This is a genomic window from Planktotalea sp. (assembly GCF_018607965.1).
Classification (GTDB): Bacteria; Pseudomonadota; Alphaproteobacteria; order Rhodobacterales; family Rhodobacteraceae; genus Planktotalea.
This window is the reverse complement of sequence record NZ_JABBAM010000160.1, coordinates 22,075-39,771: the sequence shown is the minus strand read 5'-3', so window position 1 is coordinate 39,771 and position 17,697 is coordinate 22,075. Positions and strand designations below refer to the sequence as shown.

General features: G+C 54.5%; 15 protein-coding genes and 2 pseudogenes. 8 read left to right on the top strand and 9 right to left on the bottom strand.

Annotated features, from left to right (window positions below; translation table 11 throughout):
* The first annotated feature begins 16 nt into the window (after positions 1-16).
* The 4 genes and pseudogenes from QZ279_RS14200 to yihA all read left to right on the top strand — a co-directional run bounded on the left by QZ279_RS14200 (position 17) and on the right by yihA (position 4,051).
* A pseudogene (locus QZ279_RS14200) lies at positions 17-736 on the top strand (EAL domain-containing protein).
* 122 nt (positions 737-858) lie between these two features.
* The gene (gene yidC, locus QZ279_RS14195) at positions 859-2,661 is read left to right on the top strand and encodes a membrane protein insertase YidC (RefSeq protein ID WP_293452009.1); all 1,803 of its coding nucleotides are present in this window, start codon (positions 859-861) and stop codon (positions 2,659-2,661) included.
* The gene (locus tag QZ279_RS14190) at positions 2,658-3,401 is read left to right on the top strand and encodes an MOSC N-terminal beta barrel domain-containing protein (protein WP_293452007.1); all 744 of its coding nucleotides are present in this window, start codon (positions 2,658-2,660) and stop codon (positions 3,399-3,401) included. The genes yidC and QZ279_RS14190 overlap by 4 nt, the downstream gene beginning before the upstream one ends.
* Positions 3,398-4,051 (top strand): ribosome biogenesis GTP-binding protein YihA/YsxC, encoded by a 654-nt coding sequence (gene yihA, locus QZ279_RS14185; RefSeq protein ID WP_293452005.1) that lies wholly within the window; start codon positions 3,398-3,400, stop codon positions 4,049-4,051. The genes QZ279_RS14190 and yihA overlap by 4 nt, the downstream gene beginning before the upstream one ends.
* 20 nt (positions 4,052-4,071) lie before the next feature.
* Here yihA and QZ279_RS14180 read toward each other — a convergent pair whose 3' ends face one another.
* The 7 genes from QZ279_RS14180 to QZ279_RS14150 form a co-directional block, all read right to left on the bottom strand.
* Positions 4,072-4,530, bottom strand: coding sequence for a BLUF domain-containing protein (locus tag QZ279_RS14180; protein WP_293452003.1), 459 nt, complete (start codon positions 4,528-4,530; stop codon positions 4,072-4,074).
* A gap of 125 nt (positions 4,531-4,655) precedes the next feature.
* Positions 4,656-5,645, bottom strand: a complete 990-nt coding sequence (locus tag QZ279_RS14175; protein ID WP_293452001.1) for an ABC transporter substrate-binding protein — start codon at positions 5,643-5,645, stop codon at positions 4,656-4,658.
* A 34-nt stretch (positions 5,646-5,679) separates the two neighbouring features.
* Positions 5,680-6,519, bottom strand: coding sequence for an ABC transporter permease (locus QZ279_RS14170; RefSeq protein WP_293451999.1), 840 nt, complete (start codon positions 6,517-6,519; stop codon positions 5,680-5,682).
* Positions 6,516-7,382 (bottom strand): ABC transporter permease, encoded by an 867-nt coding sequence (locus QZ279_RS14165; protein WP_293451997.1) that lies wholly within the window; start codon positions 7,380-7,382, stop codon positions 6,516-6,518. Before QZ279_RS14165 ends, QZ279_RS14170 begins: the two co-directional genes overlap by 4 nt.
* A gap of 63 nt (positions 7,383-7,445) precedes the next feature.
* Positions 7,446-8,231, bottom strand: a complete 786-nt coding sequence (locus QZ279_RS14160; RefSeq protein WP_293451995.1) for an ABC transporter ATP-binding protein — start codon at positions 8,229-8,231, stop codon at positions 7,446-7,448.
* A 15-nt stretch (positions 8,232-8,246) separates the two neighbouring features.
* Positions 8,247-9,710 (bottom strand): dihydropyrimidinase, encoded by a 1,464-nt coding sequence (gene hydA, locus QZ279_RS14155; RefSeq protein WP_293451993.1) that lies wholly within the window; start codon positions 9,708-9,710, stop codon positions 8,247-8,249.
* A gap of 75 nt (positions 9,711-9,785) precedes the next feature.
* A complete protein-coding gene (locus QZ279_RS14150) occupies positions 9,786-11,039 on the bottom strand; it encodes a Zn-dependent hydrolase (protein ID WP_293451991.1) in 1,254 nt (417 codons plus the stop codon).
* Between the two features lie 208 nt (positions 11,040-11,247).
* On the opposite strand from QZ279_RS14150, the gene QZ279_RS14145 reads away from it, so the two are divergent.
* Positions 11,248-11,853 (top strand): TetR family transcriptional regulator C-terminal domain-containing protein, encoded by a 606-nt coding sequence (locus QZ279_RS14145; RefSeq protein ID WP_293452013.1) that lies wholly within the window; start codon positions 11,248-11,250, stop codon positions 11,851-11,853.
* Here the strand turns inward: QZ279_RS14145 and QZ279_RS14140 are convergent.
* On the bottom strand, positions 11,839-12,507 hold the full coding sequence (locus QZ279_RS14140; protein WP_293452011.1) for an arylesterase: 669 nt from the start codon (positions 12,505-12,507) through the stop codon (positions 11,839-11,841). The two genes, QZ279_RS14145 and QZ279_RS14140, sit on opposite strands and share 15 nt — an antisense overlap.
* Before the next feature lie 62 nt (positions 12,508-12,569).
* Here QZ279_RS14140 and QZ279_RS14135 point away from each other — a divergent pair, with 62 nt between their 5' ends.
* Genes QZ279_RS14135 through QZ279_RS14125 form a run of 3 tightly spaced genes read left to right on the top strand, consistent with a single transcriptional unit; the run spans position 12,570 to position 16,299 of the window.
* Positions 12,570-13,247, top strand: coding sequence for an ABC transporter ATP-binding protein (locus QZ279_RS14135; RefSeq protein ID WP_293451989.1), 678 nt, complete (start codon positions 12,570-12,572; stop codon positions 13,245-13,247).
* Positions 13,244-15,760 carry an FtsX-like permease family protein gene (locus QZ279_RS14130; RefSeq protein WP_293451987.1) on the top strand — a complete coding sequence of 839 codons (2,517 nt, stop codon included), beginning with the start codon at positions 13,244-13,246 and terminating at the stop codon, positions 15,758-15,760. Before QZ279_RS14135 ends, QZ279_RS14130 begins: the two co-directional genes overlap by 4 nt.
* The gene (locus QZ279_RS14125; protein WP_293451985.1) at positions 15,757-16,299 is read left to right on the top strand and encodes a gamma-glutamylcyclotransferase family protein; all 543 of its coding nucleotides are present in this window, start codon (positions 15,757-15,759) and stop codon (positions 16,297-16,299) included. Before QZ279_RS14130 ends, QZ279_RS14125 begins: the two co-directional genes overlap by 4 nt.
* Here the strand turns inward: QZ279_RS14125 and QZ279_RS14120 are convergent.
* A pseudogene (locus QZ279_RS14120) lies at positions 16,296-17,695 on the bottom strand (MATE family efflux transporter). The gene QZ279_RS14125 and the pseudogene QZ279_RS14120 overlap by 4 nt on opposite strands.
* Between the last annotated feature and the right edge of the window lie 2 nt (positions 17,696-17,697).

The window sequence follows — 17,697 nt, the reverse complement described above, 5'->3', positions numbered from 1 at the left end:
CACCGACACCGGCAATATCAGTGGCTTCGAAGCCCTCGCGCGCTGGCGCAACGCAGATGGAACCTGGCTTGCACCAGCAGCCTTTATGCCCGTGCTGGAAAAGAGCGGGCAAATGGAACACCTTACAACCATCATGCTTGCACAGGGTTTAAACGCACTGGCTCAATGGGACAAAGCAGGATTCAAAGTCGACTCTATTGGCATAAACTTTTCTGAGAGTGATCTCACAAACTTACGCCTTTGCTAAAAGGTCGCTTGGGAACTGGATCGCTATAACATTGCCCCCGAACGTCTAAGCATCGAAGTTCTGGAAAGCGTGATCGCTGGTGATGCAGACGATGTCATTGTTCGAAACGTAACGCAGCTTTCAAACCTTGGTTGTCAAATTGATCTGGATGACTTTGGAACTGGACATGCATCAATATCGACTTTGCGCAGACTTCCAGTTAGTCGTTTGAAAATTGACCGCTCGTTTGTGTCCAAAGCGGATCTGGACAATGAACAACAAAAAATGGTTGCGACAATCCTGATTATGGCCGAACGCTTGAATTTAAGTTGTCTTGCGGAAGGGGTCGAAACCTTGGGCGAACATGCGATCCTGGCGCAGCTTGGCTGCCGCTATGTTCAGGGCTTTGGGATCGCTAAACCTATGCCGTTTGAGCAAACCCTTGAATGGTTAAAGACCTACCAAGCCAAGCAGTCCCCCACCCCCGAGATTGGACGCAAAACCAGCTGATCACGCGCTTATGCGCGATTGTGCGCCTCAGCAGGCCCGCAAAAGGGCGAATCCGCTTGACCTTTTGCGGTACACATCGTTGAACGCAGCCCTAACGCGGTTAACACAGGTGGCCCTGTTTCATGGACGATCAGAACAAAAATCTCATACTCGCAACTGCTTTGAGTTTCATTGTAATTCTAGTGTGGTTCGTCTTGTTCCCACCGCCAGGGCCTACGCCTGCTGATCCCAATGCCATAATCAGCGCAGAAGGGCAGGGCGTTTTGCCCACTGCTTCGGGTGATGAAGTCGCCGGTAATGTTACCAACACGTCCGAACAATCGGCGGAGCCTGTCGCAGACGCACCGCGAATCGCGATCGAGACCGATCGCTTAAAGGGATCTATCTCTTTGCTAGGTGGCCGCATCGATGAATTGGCCCTCAAAGATTACCACGTCACTGTAGATGACACATCCCCTATCGTGGACCTGTTGTCCCCCGTTGGTGGAACGAACCCTTATTATGCCCTCTACGGATGGGCCCCAGGCGCGGGTCTGGCATTTGAAGAAGTTCCCGGCCCCAACACTATTTGGAGCGCAACCAGTGGAGCAATCTTGACGGCCAACACCCCCGTTACGTTAACGTGGAACAACGACGCTGGTCTTGAGTTCACACGCCAAATTGCAGTCGACGAGAACTTTATGTTCGCCGTCACGCAAAGTGTTGAGAACACAGGCGCTGGTACGGTCAGCCTTGCCCCATACGGAATTCTAGCGCGCCACGGCGAACCACAGGATCTGAAGAATTTCTTCATTCTACACGAAGGTCTTGTTGCGATGGCCGACGGCGAATTGTCCGAGATTGATTACTCTGACATGCCCGATTTCGAAATGAACGCCAACGAGGGCGCGCGCGCTGAAGTCACACATGTGGCCGAGCAAGGCTGGATCGGTTTCACAGATCATTTCTGGATGACGACGCTGATCCCGGCACCCGGCCCCTACAAGGCGACCGCCAAGTACGATGAAAGCCGCGATATCTATCAGACAGAAACAGTCCTGCCGACACAGAAACTTGCCCCCGGCGCGACAGCAACGGCAACGACACAATTGTTCGCAGGTGCCAAGGAATGGGAAACCATTCGCAATTACGAAAAAGCCGGTGTTGAAGGTTTTATCGACAGCATCGATTGGGGTTGGTTCTTTTTCTTCACAAAACCGATCTTCGCGGTTCTTCACTACCTGAACGCGTTCATTGGTAACATGGGCTGGGCGATCATCGGTCTGACCTTCTTGATCAAGCTCGTGCTGTTCCCGTTGGCCTATAAATCCAACGTTTCCATGGCCAAAATGAAGGCGCTTCAGCCTGAAATGGAAAAGATCAAAGAGCGCGCAGGCGACGACAAGCAAAAGCTGCAGCAAGAAATGATGGCGATGTACAAAAAGGAAAAGGTAAATCCAGCTTCTGGATGTTTGCCGATCCTCGTGCAGATCCCGATCTTCTTCTCGCTGTACAAGGTTATTTTCGTCACGCTCGAACTACGTCATGCGCCTTGGATTGGCTGGATTACCGACCTGTCCGCGCCTGACCCCTCTTCGATCTTGAACCTATTCGGCCTGCTTAGCTTTACACCACCAGAGGCCGGTTCAATCCTTGCGATCTTCTCGCTTGGTATCTTGCCTATCTTGCTTGGTATTTCGATGTGGATGCAGCAGAAACTGAACCCAGCGCCCACAGACCCGACCCAAGCGATGATCTTTGCATGGATGCCATGGGTCTTCATGTTCATGCTTGGCACCTTCGCGAGCGGACTTGTGATTTACTGGATTGCCAACAACACGATCACCTTTACGCAGCAATATTTGATAATGCGCAGCCAAGGGGTGAAACCAGACGTGTTCGGCAACATCAGATCCAGCTTCAAACGCAAGCCCAAGGAAGAATGATGGCAAAGGTCACATCCCTTTGGCGCCATCCGATCAAAAGTCATGGTCGCGAAGCCGTTTACAGTACAACATTAATCGCCGGGCAAACCATGCCTGGCGATCGTGCTTGGGCCGTAGCCCATGACGCCTCCAAGGCGGATGACACGGCATGGTCGCCTTGCGCCAATTTCAATCGCGTCAGCAAAGTGCCGCAACTGATGGCGATGACAGCGACTTTGGATGATGCGACTGGTTTGGTGTCTCTGACCCATCCTGAGCTTGGTAACATCACATTTAATCCTGATGGCGAAGCACAGCCGTTCCTTGATTGGGTCCAGCCCATCATGCCATCCGAGCGCGCCCAATCTAAACGCTTCGTCAAAGTGCCAAATCGCGGTATGACCGACAGCGATTTCCCGTCTGTTACTATTTGCAACACAGCCTCCCACCGCGCGGTTGAGCGCAAGTTGGGCATGGATATGTCCCCCCATCGCTGGCGTGGAAACATCTGGCTCGATGGCTTTCCCGAGTGGGAAGAATTTGAATGGATCGGCCGTGACATCCAGATCGGTGACGCCATTTTGCGCCCTCAAGAGCGAACAGATCGGTGCCCCGCAACCAATACAAATCCCGAAACTGGCCTGCCTGATGCGGATGTCGTGTCTGCGCTGGATAGTTTTGGACACCGTGATTTTTCAATGCGGGCTCTCGTCATCAAAGGCGGCTCCATCGAAATCGGCAGCAAAGCAGAATTGATATGAGCCAACTTCCCTTCCCCATCGCCGATGAGCCCGATGAATTTTCTTTTGAGAAAGGTCGCTTGCTGTTCGCGGGTGAAACAGAATTCGTCAAAGGCGTCGTTGCAATGTCCGGTCTGCCGGACGCGGATCGTATGGAGGTCTGCTTTGCTGGGCGCTCTAACGTGGGCAAGTCCAGTCTAATCAACGCGCTGACGGGCCACAAGGCGCTTGCACGCGCCTCTAACACCCCGGGTCGTACGCAAGAGATTAACTTCTTCACAGCAGGTCAGGAACACTACCTCGTCGACCTGCCCGGCTACGGTTATGCCAACGCGCCCTTGCCTGTGGTGGAAAAGTGGCAGCGCTTGCTAAAGCAATACCTGTCTGGCCGCCAAACCCTACGCCGCGCTTTCGTTCTGATCGACGCGCGCCATGGTGTGAAAAAGGTGGACCACGAAATCATGAGCCTGCTAGATTCCAGCGCCGTGACGTTCCAATGCGTTCTGACCAAAACCGACAAAGTGAAGCTGGTCGATCGCGAGAAGGTTCTTGATCAAGTGCGCGGCGAATTGGCCAAGCACCCAGCAGCGTTCCCAGAGATCGTTGTGACATCGTCTGAAAAGGGTGACGGCATCCCAACGCTACGGGCGATTATTGCGACTCTGGTTTAGGCTAAATTTTGGGCTTTGATTTAAACTGACGGCTCTGCTTTGACTTTTGCAGCGAGCGTTTCAAAAACATGTACGATGTCTGCTTCGCTCGCACGATCAAGCACACCGCCCGAAATTTCCGCGTCCGACCATACCCATGATTTTTCAGGGTCGTGCAACATCGCCCAATCCGCAAAAATACGTGTCGTAACGGTACGGCGCACCAGCTCCACTACCTCAGCGTGACGATCATCGCGTTTGATACGGGCGTAGGTGGCTTCAACCTCTTTTTGCGGACCTTCCAGCAATTGTAGATAGACATCATGGCGGCACACCAGCGCACCCGTGATACCATCGCGTTCATTACATCGACGCGCGTCCAGCAAGATAGCGCCAAGCGTAGGCCCATCGTATCCGAAGGGCTGTGACATATAGATGAGTTGGGTAAGATCGGCGATGATCAACGCTCCTATTGGGGTCAGCTTTTGTGCAGCAAACACATGTGCCCGTGCCTATTTGAAGACTAAGCGCACTAAGATCAGAAGTCCCGCGTATTATTGTTTAGCACGAATGAAAAAAGGCCACCCTTTCGAGCGGCCCTTTCCCTAGTCTTAAAGACGCCAAATTAGTTCAGCGCTTTGTCTGTAATCGCATGTGTCCATGCACCCTTTGGGGCCATGGTGATCACAGGATCAGATCCACCTGACAGAAGCGATTGAACTGTGCGCTCATAGTCCGCCACGTCCAGTGCGCCATTCGAACCAGATGTCAGCTTGGATATTTCGCGCATCATGCGCTGCTGGTGCTCTTCTGTTTGCGCACCACTTGAATCGTTCTCAAGCACGATATCAGCTGCCTCATCAGGGTTCATTTCGGCGTACTTCCAGCCCTTCATCGACGCACGTACAAAGCGCACGAGCTTGTCTTCCATTGCGGGATCGGCCAGCGTTTCTTCTAGAACGTATAGACCATCTTCCAGCGTCGCCACACCTTGGTCTTCGTACTTGAACACCATCAGATCATCAGGCGTCAGGCCCGCATCAATGACCTGCCAGTACTCATTATAGGTCATGGTAGACACGCAGGCCGCTTGCTTTTGCAAAAGCGGATCAACGTTGAAACCTTGCTTTAGAACGGTGACGCCACCGTCAGAACCGTCTGTGGCAAGGCCCAGTTTGTTCATCCAGCTCAGGAACGGGAATTCGTTGCCAAAGAACCAAACACCCAGCGTTTTACCCGCGAAATCATCCGTACCGGAAATGCCCGCGTCCTTGCGGCACGTCAGCATCATGCCCGAGGATTTGAACGGTTGCGCGATGTTAACCATCGGCAGGCCCTTCTCGCGCGCAGCTAGGGCAGCTGGCATCCACTCAACGGTCACGTCCGCGCCACCACCCGCAAGAACCTGCGTTGGTGCGATATCTGGACCGCCCGGTTTAATTGTAACGTTCAGGCCTTCCTCTTCGTAGAACCCTTTGTCCAGCGCCACATAGTAGCCACCGAACTGTGCTTGAGTGACCCACTTCAGTTGCAGCGTCAAATCATCTGCAGCTTGTGCCGCTGTGGACATCGCGCCCAGCGCAGCCGCCCCGACCCATTTATAAAATACGTTCATCGTTCTCTCCTTGTTGGTGGTTTTATTGTTCTTTTTAGTTTCGTTGCGACGGATGCCAAAACGTCCATTTGCGTTCGAGAAGTGCCATGGCACCATAGAAAGCGGAACCTGTGATCGCAGCGACCACGATTTCAGCCCAGACCAAATCAAGCGCCAATTGCCCGACGCTTGTCGATATGCGAAAGCCCATACCGCGGATGGGCGAGCCAAAAAATTCCGCGACGATTGCGCCGATCAAAGCCAGTGTCGTCGCAATTTTCAAGCCGTTGAAGATAAATGGCAAGGCTGCTGGCAGGCGCAATTTCAACAGTGTTTTCCAGTATCCGGCCGCATAGGTCCGCATAAGATCGCGCTGCATTGCGTCACTGGCTTGCAGCCCTTGGACCGTGTTCACGAGGATCGGAAAGAAGATCATCACGACAACCACAGCTGCTTTGGAGTGCCAATCAAAGCCGAACCACATCACGAGGATCGGCGCCATGCCGATCACCGGCAAAGCCGCCGCAAAGTTGCCAACGGGCAGCAGTCCACGTTGCAAGAAAGGGAACCGATCAACAGCCAATGCCATGCCAAAGGCCGCGATGCAGCCGATAATATAACCGCTCATCATGCCCTTCACGACCGTTTGCACCCAGTCCTGCCAAAGGATCGATGTGGACGCCGCAAACCGCGCTGCGATGACTGAGGGCGCTGGCAAAAGGACCTGCTGGATCTGCAACCCCCACACAACGCTTTCCCAGATAAACACTAGGGTTAGTCCAAAAATTAATGGTACCAATAGCGAGGTCGTGCGCGATTTTGGCAATGCCGCAAGGCGCACGTTGACGAACCACCCCAGCGCCCAAATCAATGCCCCCGCGATCAGCCACATCATTGCGCCATCCCCATACGTTTGAGAACGATGCGTTGAATCAACCCAATCAGCGCGACCAGCGTCGCTGCAAGTGCCGCCGCCATCAAAAGCGCGCTCCAAATTTGGATGGTCTGTCCATAGTAACTACCCGCAAGCAGACGTGCACCGAGGCCAGCAACAGCACCCGTTGGAAGTTCGCCAACGATGGCGCCTACAATCGCTGCCGCCATCGCGATTTTCAAAGACGTAAACAGATACGGCATCGAGGACGGCAAACGCAGTCGCCAGAACGTCTGCGTAGAACTCGCGTGCCACGTTCGCATTTGATCAAGCTGCATATGATCAGGGCTGCGCAGCCCTTTCACCACGCCCACAACGACTGGGAAAAACGACAAATACATCGAAATGATCGCCTTGGGCAGCAAACCTTGGATACCGACCGCGTTCAGAACAACGATGATCATCGGCGCGACCGCAAGGATCGGAATGGTTTGCGAGGTAATCACCCACGGCATCACGCTCATGTCCATCGTACGATTGTAAACGATCCCAACCGCCAAGCTGATCCCCAGCGCGGTTCCAAGCGCAAACCCCAGCAAGGTCGCACTCAAAGTTATCCACGAATGATAAATCAAAGACCGCTTCGACGTGATTTTCTTTTTAACGGTGGTTTTCCAAATCTCGCGCGTCACCTGATGCGGGGCCGGAAGCTTGGGCTTTTTCTGCGACCATGTATCCACAACCATATCGCTCACAGACAATTCCACACCTGCGCGCTGCGCCTTGTCATACGCCCACGGCGCATTCAGCCAAACCGCCGCAGCGTACCAAAGCGTGATGATCGCAACCACGACCGTCAAAACTGGGATCAATGACTGGCGCATAGCACCCCTTCATCTTTCAAAATAAACTTGCCCCGCAGGGCTGCTATCAAACCGATAAACCGCTCAAACATCATCGCCGTGCCCCGCGCGTAATCCTTCACGGACACGATGCGCAATCTCGATAAACTCGGGGCTATCGCGAATTTCCAAAGGCCGTTCACGTGGCAAGCTGCTCTCGATCACATCCGCAATTCGACCTGGACGCGGTGACATCACCACGATCTTCGTGCTCAGATATACCGCCTCTGGAATAGAGTGCGTCACAAAAGCAATTGTCTTTTGTGTCCGCGCCCAAAGCTGCAAAAGCTGTTCATTCAAATGATCACGCACAATTTCATCCAGCGCCCCAAAGGGTTCGTCCATCAATAAAATATCCGCATCAAACGCCAAGGCCCGCGCGATAGAGGCGCGTTGCTGCATACCGCCGGATAATTGCCACGGGAATTTCTTCTCGAATCCTGCCAGCTCAACCAGTTCCAAAACACGATCAACACGTTCTGCCTGATCTGCTTTCGAATACCCCATGATCTCCAAAGGCAGGCGAATATTGCCGCCAATCGTGCGCCAAGGATAAAGCCCGGCTGCCTGAAACACATAACCATAGGCCCGCGCACGACGTGCCTCTTCGGGGCTGACGCCATTCACAGAAATCTCACCAGATGTCGGCGTTTCCAGATCTGCCATAACCCGCAAGAACGTGGTTTTACCGCAGCCAGATGGCCCGATAAAACTCACGAACTCGCCCTTTTCGATATCAAGCGAGACATCTTTCAGCGCATGCACCGGTCCATCATTCGTTTGGAATGTCAGGCTTAGATCGCGCGCGCTGATAATGGTTTCTTTATTCACGTATTGGGTCCTGCCTTAAATGCCTGCCGGAATATTCATGGGATCACGTTTGATCATCTTAGGCGCGTTCAGCTCTTTCCACTTGGACAGTGCAACATTCGGCGCACCAAACGCAGGGCGTGGAATGAACCGTCCACGACCTGGTTGGGGCTGCGAGTTCTGACCCCATGCCCAGATCACTTCACCTCGGTTCAAAGTGTAGCGCGCTTGGGCCGTCACATTGAACCCCTCGAACACGTTGTAATCCAAGATTGAGTGATGGTTCGCGAGGCTGATCGTCTTGGAAATCTTCGGGTCCCAAACCACAATATCCGCGTCCGCGCCTTCCACAATGGCACCCTTCTTGGGGTAGATATTCAGGATTTTAGCCGCGTTGGTCGACGTTGCCGCAACAAACTCGTTCGGCGTCAAACGTCCCGTTTCAACACCCTCAGTCCAAAGCACGGCAAGACGTTCTTCCAAGCCATTTGAACCATTCGGAATAATCCGAAAATCATCCCGCCCCGCGCGTTTCTGCTGGGTAGTGAATGCGGCATGATCCGTCGCAACCACCTGCAAAGATCCCGATTGCAGACCTGCCCACAGGCTATCTTGATGTTCCTTGTTGCGGAATGGCGGCGACATCACGCGACGTGCTGCATGGTCCCAATTCTTGTTGAAATACTCGGACTCGTCCAAGGTCAGGAACTGGATCAACGGCTCACCATAAACCCGCATCCCCTTTTGGCGCGCACGCCGGATCGCTTCGTGGGCTTGCTCACAAGAGACATGCACGATGTACAAAGGCGTCCCCGCGCAATCCGCAATTGTGATCGCGCGGTTGGCCGCTTCGCCTTCAAATTCAGGCGGGCGCGAATAGGCGTGACCCTCTGGCCCTGTGATGCCCTCATCAAAGAACTTCTGCTGCATCTCGGCAACCAAGTTGCCGTTCTCCGCATGCACCATCGGCAAGGCACCCAATTCACGACATCGCTTGAAGGACGCGAACATCTCATCGTCCTCAATCATCAATGCGCCCTTGTAGGCCATGAAGTGCTTGAACGAATTCACGCCCATATCAACGGCGTCTTTCATTCCGTTAAACACACCCTCGTCCCAACCCGTGATCGCCATATGATAACCAACGTCAGAACAAATCTGCGGCGCGCTCTTGCGATGCCACTCATTGATCGCGTTCTTCAAATCGCCGTCCGCACCAGGCAAACAGAAATCCACGATCATCGTTGTGCCACCGGTGGCCGCAGCCCACGTCCCCGTCTCAAACGTCTCAGCTGCAGTCGTTCCCATGAACGGCATTTCAAGATGCGTGTGCGGATCAATCCCACCAGGGATCACATAAGCGCCCTCCGCATCGATGTATTCGTCACCCTTCAGATCCTCGCCGATCTGCTTGATCACTTCGCCCTCGATCAGCACGTCAGCTTTCCACGTGCGATCTGCCGTGCAAACCATGCCGCCTTTGATTACTTTAGTGCTCATTTCATAACGCCTTTCTTAAAGTCTTCATCTTTCCAGATAAACTTCGGGGGTACGGGGGCTGGCCCCCGTCCGCACTCAAACTATTACTGCTGTTTCCAGAACAGCATGCATCAACACATCTGTTCCTGCCGTCGCCCATTCCTTGGAAATTTCTTCCGCTTCATTATGGGACAAGCCATCCATGCAAGGACACATCACCATCGCAGTCGGTGCGCATTTGTTGATCCAGCAGGCATCATGGCCCGCACCTGAAATCAGGTTCATGTGCGAATAGCCCAGACGTTCTGCCGCCGCACGTACAGCTGTTACGCAGCTTTCATCAAAGGTCACGGGATCAAAGCCGCCGACCTTTTCAAACTCAACACTCAGTCCCATGTCATTACAAATCGCTTGGGCATCGACGCACAAACGCGCTTCCATATCTTCGATCACCGACAGGTCGGGTGAGCGGAAATCAACGGTGAACACCACCTTGCCGGGGATCACATTTCGCGAGTTGGGGTAAACATCGATATGGCCAGCCGCCCCAACTGCATGGGGTTTGTGCGACCATGCGATCTCGTCTACCGCCTGCAAGACTTTCGCCATGCCAAGCCCCGCGTTCTTGCGCATCGGCATGGGCGTGGACCCGGTGTGAGAATCTTTGCCCGTGATCGTCACTTGGGTCCAGCTAAGGCCTTGGCCGTGGGTGACGACGCCGATGTCTTTCTTTTCGGCTTCAAGAATAGGACCTTGTTCGATGTGGAGTTCAAAGAACGCATGCATCTTGTCCTTGCGCGCGCCCACAGGCTCGTCGCCTTTCCAACCAATGCGTTCTAATTCTGAGCCAAAGGATTTACCCTCCGCATCTTCCTTGGCATATGCCCATTCTTCGGTATGAACGCCCGCAAAGACACCAGAGGCCAGCATCGCAGGGGCATAGCGCGTGCCCTCTTCGTTGGTCCAATTGGTCACCACGATGGGGTGCTTTGTTGTGATCCCGAGGTCATTCATCGTACGCAGGATCTCTAACCCGCCAAGTACACCAAGAACGCCGTCGTATTTGCCGCCCGTAGGCTGGGTATCAAGGTGCGAGCCCACATAGACTGGCAGTGCTGCAGGGTCGGACCCCGCACGCTCTGCGAACATGTTGCCCATGCTGTCTAGGCCCATTGTGCAACCCACCGCCTCACACCAAGATTGAAACAAGGCGCGGCCCTCACCGTCTTCATCTGTCAGCGTTTGGCGATTATTGCCGCCTGCCACGCCGGGGCCGATCTTGGCCATGTCCATCAGGCTATCCCATAGCCGATCCCCATTGATCTTTAGATTTTCACCGGGTGCGGCCATGTGCGTGTCCCCCATAGACTTTGGCGATCTGGCAGATCGCTCACTTTTTTACCATTTGGTAAAGACACGATTGCAATGCGCGCTATCTGTGTCAAGGATTGACTTGTACGGCCTGCCCAACCATGAGGGTCCAGCCTTAAAACGCTCAAACCTTGGGCATTATAAAGTTCGAAGTGTGACTCCCCGCGTGATCGACAGCGACCCGAATCTGCCAAAAGCACCCAGCCGCATTCAACAGCGCAATCGCAGCCGCATTTTGGAAGCAGCGCTTGAGGTGTTTTCAAGCCACGGCTATCGCGGTTCCACGTTAGATCAGATCGCAACTGAGGCGGGTTTGAGTAAACCAAACATCCTGTATTATTTCGCAGGCAAGGAAGACATCCACGTCACGTTGCTAAGTCAATTGATGTCCACTTGGCTTGACCCTTTGAAAGAGATGGACCCAAACGGCGAACCGATTGAAGAATTGCTAGCCTATGTCCACCGCAAGTTAGACATGGCGATTGAATTACCACGTGAAAGCCGTCTGTTTGCAAACGAGATTTTGCAAGGAGCGCCCCGCATGGGGCCCCATTTGGTAGCTGATCTCAAACCCTTGTTTGACGACAGAACTGCCGTGATTTTGCGGTGGATGGACACCGGCAAGATCGCGCGGTCTGATCCTGCGCATTTGCTCTTCTCCATTTGGGCAACGACACAGCATTACGCTGACTTTGCGGCCCAAACCGAAGTGCTTTTGCCCGATACAGAGCGCCGTCACAGCGGCGCTCGCGACTTTCTAACCCAGTTGTTTACGAAGCTACTCGCCCCGTAAACGCGCGAGATCAATCAAGTTTAAAACTTCAGCCCCCAGTCCTTTGACGATATCTTTGACCCCTTCTTTGTTGGGGTGGATACCATCAAGCTGCATGCGCGCGCGTACAGCATCGCGATCGACTGTGCCATCCTCTTGGAGGAGGCCAATGAAGAAATCGTGCACGTAAAGTGTGTCGTACTTCGCGCTTAACTCAGGATACATTTGGTCAAATTCAGCTTTGAAGTCTGGCCCCATATTTTGGGTCGCAACCAAGCCAACGAGTAAAACAGGAATGCCTTTGGCGGTTGTCGTTTGTAAGATCCGTTCAAGGTTTGCACGGCTGGACGCGGGATCAATACCGCGCAGCAAATCATTACCGCCTAGCGCAACGATCAGACCATCCACGTCGTCCGTCAGCGTCCAATCTATGCGCGCCACACCCCCTGCGGTCGTATCGCCCGACACGCCCGCGTTGATCAAACGAACAGTGCCACTTTGACGACTGTTTTCTTTCAGCCAATCCGCCAATTGGGGAACGAACCCATTGGCTTCCCGCAAGCCATAACCCTGCGTGAGACTGTCCCCCAAGGCCACGATCGTCACAGGTTCCGCCCGCGCGGTGCCGCTTTGTGCCCCAAGCAGCAGAAAAATCAGCGCAATTGATCTTATCACCTTGTTGATAGCCGTTAAAAACCCATATCCCAAAGACACGCTCCTTACGTAGGCAGGCAAAGATGACCGCTGTTCTTTCTCTTAAAGATGCAACTCTTTCGCTGGATGGCAATGCCGGGCGTGTGGATATCCTGCATGGAATCACGTTGGACGTCGAAAAAGGACGGTCTTTGGCGCTGGTTGGGCCGTCAGGTTCGGGCAAGTCGTCGCTTTTGATGTTGATGGGCGGGTTAGAGCAGGCCAGCGGTGGCAGCATCCAAGCGTTGGGCCAGGATTTGACAGCACTGAACGAAGACGCGTTGGCGCGGTTTCGGCGCAAGTCCATGGGCGTCGTGTTTCAGTCGTTTCATTTGATCCCCACGATGACCGCGCTGGAAAACGTCGCGACCCCCTTGGAATTGGCGGGCGACAAAGATGCATTCGCCAAGGCAGAGGCGGAATTGGACACGGTAGGATTGGGCCATCGCAAAAACCACTATCCCAGCCAAATGTCGGGTGGCGAACAGCAACGCGTTGCGGTGGCACGTGCGATTGTGGTGCGCCCTGCAATCTTATTGGCGGATGAGCCCACGGGCAATTTGGACGAAACCAACGGCACCGCAGTGATGGATTTGTTGTTTGAAATGCAAGCGCGCGACGGCGCAACGTTGATTATGGTGACGCATTCGAATGCTTTGGCCGCCCGCTGTGACAGTGTGATCCGTCTACGTGATGGGCGCATTGATGAGGGCAGTTTATGAGCCTTGCTCTGGCCACCCGCTTTGCACGTCGCGAATTGCGCGGCGGCTTGCAAGGGTTTCGCATTTTCATCGCGTGTCTCGCGCTTGGGGTTGCTGCAATCGCGGCAGTTGGCACGGTGCGCACATCAATTGAAGCAGGTTTGGCGCGCGAAGGTGCCGCGCTTTTGGGCGGTGATGCGGAGTTAGAGCTAACCTATCGCTTTGCGTCGCAGGACGAGCGCGCGTGGATGAAAGCGAACGCGCCGCGCGTGTCAGAGATTGCTGACTTTCGGTCCATGGCCGTTGTGGGTGATGCGCGTGGCTTGACGCAAGTGAAGGCCGTTGATGAATTTTATCCGTTGATTGGCGAGGTCGGGTTGGAACCTGCACTGTCGATTGCGGACGCACTGGCCGAGCAATCGGTCCTGCCCGGCGCAGTGATGGAGCGCATATTGATTGATCGTTTGGGGATCGAGATTGGCGATGTGTTCAAGCTGGGAACACAAGAATTTCGCCTGACCGCCACGCTTACGAATGAACCTGATAGAGCGGGGGGTGGTTTTTGGCTTGGGCCGCGCGTGATTGTTTTGAAAGATGCGTTAGAAGCGTCAGGATTACTGGAAGCGGGAACGCTGTTTTCAAGCCGGTATCGTTTGAAATTACCTGAAGGTGCAGATTTGGATGCGCTGAATGCGAAGGCGGATGCGAATTTTGCACAGAGCGGATTGCGTTGGCGTGACGCGCGAAACGGTGCGCCGGGCGTGGCGCAATTCGTGGAACGTTTGGGCGCATTTCTGGTGTTGGTTGGGCTGTCTGGTTTGGCAGTTGGCGGCGTGGGTGTGTCTGCGGCTGTGAATAGTTATCTCAAAGGGAAAACATCTGTGATTGCGACCCTGCGGACATTGGGCGCAGAACGGGCTGTGATCTTCCAAACATATTTCATTCAGATCGGCGTGCTGAGCCTGCTCGGAATTGCGATTGGTCTGTTGATTGGCGCGATTGCTCCGCTGGCGCTGGCCCCTTTGATCACTAAACTTTTGCCCATCCCAGCCGCCTTTGCGATTTATCCCAAGCCTTTGCTGGAGGCCGCTTTGTATGGCATCCTGACCGCGCTGATCTTTACGACGTGGCCGTTGTCACGAACGGAAAATATTCGTGCAGCAACGCTATTTCGCGATGCAGGCCAAAGCGGGGCGAGGTTGCCAGCGTTTCGCTACGTCCTCGCGACTGCGGTGTTGGTTGCGGCGTTGCTTGCCATGGCGAGTTGGTTTTCGGGAACTATTTTCTTAACGCTTTGGACCGCAGGCGGCATATTCGCAGCATTGATCATGCTGGTTCTTGCAGCGCATTTGGTACGCTTTATTGCCAAGCGAATCGCCAAGTGGACACGCGGACGTCCCTCAATGCGGTGGGCTTTGGGCGCGATTTCTGGGCCGCGTGAAGAGGCAGTTTCGGTTGTTTTGTCGTTAGGATTGGGCCTGTCGGTTCTGGCTGCCGTTGGGCAGATTGATGGCAATCTGCGCGGTGCAATTGCACGCGATTTGCCCAGAGTTGCGCCCTCGTATTTCTTTGTCGACATCCAGAAAGATCAAATGGCTGGATATTTGGAACGTTTGAACAGTGATCCTGCTGTCAGCCGTATTGACAGCGCGCCGATGTTGCGGGGAATTATCACCAAAATAAATGATCAACCCGCAGAGGACATTGCAGGGGATCACTGGGTTCTTGAGGGCGATCGCGGGCTGACCTATTCGACGGAAATTCCCGATAACACACGCCTGCTAGCTGGCACATGGTGGGAGGCTGATTATGCAGGCCCGCCTTTAGTAAGTTTTGCCGAGGAAGAAGCCGAAGAGATGGGTTTGAAGCTGGGGGATGAACTGACAGTTAACATATTAGGGCGCGATATCACCGCGACCATTTCCAGTTTTCGCGAGGTTGATTTTTCCACGGCGGGCATCGGGTTTATCATGTCGATGAACCCAAGCGCGTTGTCGGGTGCGCCGCATAGCTTTATTTCGACCGTTTATGCGACGCCCGAATCCGAGGCGCGTATTTTGCGTGATCTCAATACCGCGTTTCCCAACATTACCGCGATCCGAGTTGGCGATGCAATCGAACGGGTGAGTAGCGTGCTTGCAGGACTTGCTGCAGCGGTCAGTTACGGGGCGGCTGCGACGTTGCTAACAGGGTTCTTGGTTCTGATCGGGGCCTCTGCGGCGGGCGAGCAAGCGCGTACGTTTGAAGCGGCGATCTTGCGTACGCTTGGGGCGGCGCGGCGATCGATCTTGATCAGCTTTGCCCTGCGCGCAGCGATCTTGGGCGGGGCGGCAGGTTTGGTGGCGTTAGGCGCTGGGATATTGGGTGGATGGGCCGTGAGCACGTTCATTATGGAAACCAGCTATGAAGTGATTTGGAGCAACGCGATGGCAATTATATTATGCGGTATTTTGGCGACTTTGTTATCAGGGATGGCATTTGCGTGGCGACCCCTAACAGCGCGGCCTGCGCAAATACTGAGGGCGCAAGAATGAGCACACCCCGATTTTTCGGTTACGGTAGTTTGGTGAACACTGCGACGCATGATTATCCGAATGCGCGCAAGACTACCGTTAGGGGATGGGCGCGTATGTGGCGCCACACGGACCTGCGCGATGTTGCGTTTTTGACGGCTGTGCCCGATGCGACATGTCAGATTGACGGGCTGAGCGCGGATGTTCCGGAGGGTGATTGGGCCGCGTTGGATCTGCGCGAAACAGGGTATGATCGGTTAGATTTAGAGGGCCAGTCAAACACAGCGATTTATGCGGTGCCTGCATCCAGTCAAGCGGCCCCAAGCGTCGCGCACCCGATACTGCTGAGCTATTTGGACGTTGTCGTGCAGGGCTATCTGAATGAGTTTGGCAAGGCTGGCGCAGTCGCATTTTTTGAAACGACACGGGGTTGGGATGCGCCTATATTAGACGATCGACGCGCACCGATCTATCCGCGTCATCAAGTTTTGACGGCTGCGCAAACGGGTTTTGTCGATGACGCGCTAACCCGGCTTGGGTGTCGCATTATCTGCGTTTAACGCTTCCAATGTGCGCTGGACATCTGACGTGCTTCGAGCGCGAAAGGTTCCAACTGCGCTGCATCAATCGCGCTTTGCTCGGACGTGCGCATGACTTTTAGCGCTAAGATTGCTGATAGGGCGCCAAAGATCACGCCACCCACTGCTTGACCGATCAACGCACCCGGCGCCCCGAGCCACAATGCACCAAGCATGACGAGTGGAATCGTACCGAGCGTGTGGCGTCCCCAATTCAGCCATGTGGAATAATAAGGATGGCCCAAATTGTTGAAGCTGGAGTTCGCTACAAAGAGCAAACCGTTGAAGAAGAAGACCAACGCGAGTGGGCCGCAGAACAGATAGACGAGTTCGCGTGTGATGCCTGTGGCAGTAAAAATGTCTGCGATTGGCGCGCGCAGCAGGAACAAAAGGCAGGTCATGATCACGACAAAGATCGCCACGAAACTGATGCCTGCAGTGAATGCGCCGCGCACGCGGTCATGTTGGCCAGCGCCATAGTTTTGGCCGATGATCGGACCAACTGCGCCAGACAGTGCAAAGATCACGCCGAACGCTTGGGGGTCAGGCGGCCCACGATTGCCATGCCTGCGACGGCTGCTTCGCCGTATTCTGCCATGGCGCGGGTCACGTAGGCTTGGCCAATGGGGGTGGCGAGTTGGGTCAGGATCGCGGGGAATGCGAGGGCGAAAATAGGGCGCAGATCCAGCATCAGATCGCGCGCTTCGGGTTTCACGAAGCCACCGTAATGCTTGATGATCGGCAACAGCGATACGGCTGCAATTGTCAGGCGCGCAGCAACCGATGCATAGGCGGCGCCTGTGAGTTCAAGATCGAGGCCGAAGATCAAGATGGGGTCGAGCACGGCATTGACCAAGCCGCCATATATCGTCGCCATCATCGCGCGTTTTGCATCGCCGTGCGCGCGCAGGATTGCGCCGCCCACCATGCCGATCATCAGGAACGGCAATGTCGGAACGATGATTTGAAGATAGTGGACCGCGAGCGCATGAGTTTCACCAGCGGCCCCAAGAAGCGTGACGAAAAACCCCAGATTGAGCCAAACGAGGGCCGCGAAAATCGACCCAAAGACAAAGCCGTATATTAGCGCGTGGGTGGCTTTGCGCTTGGCCTCTTCTTCGTCCCCTGCCCCCAGCGCACGCGCGACCAGAGCGGCTGCTGCGATGGACATGCCAATGCCGAAAGAGGTTGTGAAGAACAGGATCGCGCCAGCGTAGCCAACGGCGGCAGCAAGTTCGGCCTTGCCCAGCATGGAGATGAAAATCATGTCCACAAAGTCGACGAGGAAGATCGCCATGAGGCCCACGGACGCCGTGAGCGACATGACTGAGACGTGTTTGAAGAGCGAGCCTGTGAGGAATTTTGCTTGCTCTGCCATGA